The organism is Inquilinus sp. OTU3971, assembly GCF_038440215.1.
The window spans coordinates 1-1841 of sequence record NZ_JASATH010000401.1; the positions used below are offsets into that span (position 1 = coordinate 1).

2 protein-coding genes and 1 pseudogene are annotated in these 1841 nt (G+C 67.6%); 1 reads left to right on the forward strand and 2 read right to left on the reverse strand.

Annotated features, from left to right (window positions below; all coding sequences use genetic code 11):
• Positions 1–924, reverse strand: a 924-nt coding sequence (locus AAHM41_RS40085) for an ATP-dependent metallopeptidase FtsH/Yme1/Tma family protein (protein WP_342242236.1), incomplete at its 3' end; no start/stop codon positions are given.
• 202 nt (positions 925–1126) lie between these two features.
• Here AAHM41_RS40085 and AAHM41_RS40090 point away from each other — a divergent pair.
• Positions 1127–1555: a universal stress protein gene (locus AAHM41_RS40090; RefSeq protein ID WP_342242237.1), complete on the forward strand. Its 429-nt coding sequence runs from the start codon at positions 1127–1129 to the stop codon at positions 1553–1555.
• On the opposite strand, the pseudogene AAHM41_RS40095 reads toward AAHM41_RS40090, so the two are convergent.
• Positions 1556–1841 (reverse strand): annotated as a pseudogene (locus AAHM41_RS40095) (hypothetical protein); the annotation flags it as partial.

Consider the following 1841-nt stretch of genomic DNA (forward strand, 5'->3'; position numbering starts at 1 on the left):
TGGCCGGTTGGTGGCAGCCAGCAGCACCACGCCGACACTGGGGTCGAAGCCGTCGAGCTCGGCGAGGAGCTGGTTCAGCGTCTGCTCCTTCTCGTCGTGGCCGCCGCCGGGAAAGAAGGCGCCGCGGGCCCGGCCGAGCGCGTCCAGCTCGTCGATGAAGACGATCGCCGGCGCATTCTGCCGGGCCTGCTCGAACAGATCCCGCACCCGTGCGGCACCAACCCCGACGAACATCTCCACGAACTCGGAGCCGGAGATCGAGAAGAGAGGAACCTCCGCCTCGCCGGCGACGGCGCGCGCCAGCAAAGTCTTTCCGGTTCCCGGCGGGCCGACCAGGAGCACGCCCTTGGGCACCCTGGCGCCGAGCCGGCCATGCGTCGCCGGGTTCTTCAGGAAGGCGACGACCTCGCGGAGCTCCTCCTTGGCCTCGTCGACGCCGGCGACATCGGCGAAGCGGACCCCGACATCCTGCTCGACATAGACCTTCGCCCGGCTCTTGCCGATCGACAGGAGCCCGCCAGAGCCCTGACCCAGCGCGAAGGGGCGCACCAGGAAGAGCCAGAGGAGGATGAATCCGATCGTGGGCAGGAACCAGCCGAGGATCGTCTGCAGGAAACCGGGCTCGGGCTCGCCGGAAAAGCTGATACCGGACTTTGCGAGCGTGTCCGACAGGCCGGGTTCCACCCGGACGGTGGAGAATTCCCGCGGTTGTCCGGCCGCCGGCTCGCGATAGCTGCCGGTGATCCTGGTCGGGCCGACCATGAGATCGGAGACCTTGCCGTCGCGGACCAGGTCGAGGAAGGTGCTGTAGGGGATGGCCTCGACGCGGCTCGATTGCGTCAGCAGGCTGTGGGCCACCAGAACCGCCAGGATCGAGCCGATCACATACCAGAAGTTGATGTGATGCTCTCTCTTGATCTCCATGACGGCGTCTCCGTGCCCTCTCCGGTCCCTTGCCGTGGAAGGATCCTCGCCGCCCCGGGGGACGACCTTGATCCAGCGCAAACCCTCTCGCCCATGCTGGCCGCTTGACCTGGATCAAGGCCGTCGCCGTCCCCCCCGGGACACCGTTCGGCATCGCAGCCGCGGATTGGCTCCTCGTCGATCCGCAAGGGAGCGTAAACGGATGTTCAAACACATTCTGATCGCGACGGACGGCTCGCCGCATTCGGAACGGGCGGTTGACCAAGGCCTTCGCCTCGCCGCGGAGGTCCACGCTCGGGTGACTCTGCTGACGGTGACGGAGCCGTACCATATTGCCGGCAGCTGGCCCCTGGTCGGTGCGGAAGAATACGCCGACTACGCGCGGCAGCACGGGCAGGAGCGGCTGGCCTCGGGAGCCGCCCTGGCGAGGACGCTCAGGGTGATCTGCGAGCCGCTCGTCGTCGAGCATGAGGCCCCCTATGCGGCGATCATCGATGCCGCCATGAGCCAGGGGTGCGACCTGATCGCGATGGCGTCCCATGGCCGGCGCGGAGTCTCGGCGGTGATTCTCGGCAGCACGACACAGCAGGTGCTGACGCACACGCGGATCCCCGTCCTGGTGCTCCGCTGATCAGGCGGCGTCGCTTTCGGGGCGGGAGGGTGGCACCAGCGCATCCGGCTTTGCGGCTGGATATCGGCTCAGATGCAGGGTCCGGGCATAGAAGCCGGGGCGGGCGGCGCGGCGGCCGATGCTGATCACGGCGGTGTCCGCCAGCTCCTTTCGGAAGATCGAGAGCACGATCCGGCGATGGTCTTCGTCCAGCAGGTCGATGGCCTCGTCGATGAAGACCCATTTCGGCTTGTGCAGGAGGAGGCGGGCGAAGGCGATGCGTTGCTGTTCGTCCATCGACAGCTCC

What these genes read in the sequence shown, in the direction of transcription:
- AAHM41_RS40090 (WP_342242237.1), top strand. Translation starts at nt 1,127, where the DNA reads ATGTTCAAACACATTCTGATCGCGACGGACGGCTCGCCGCATTCGGAA.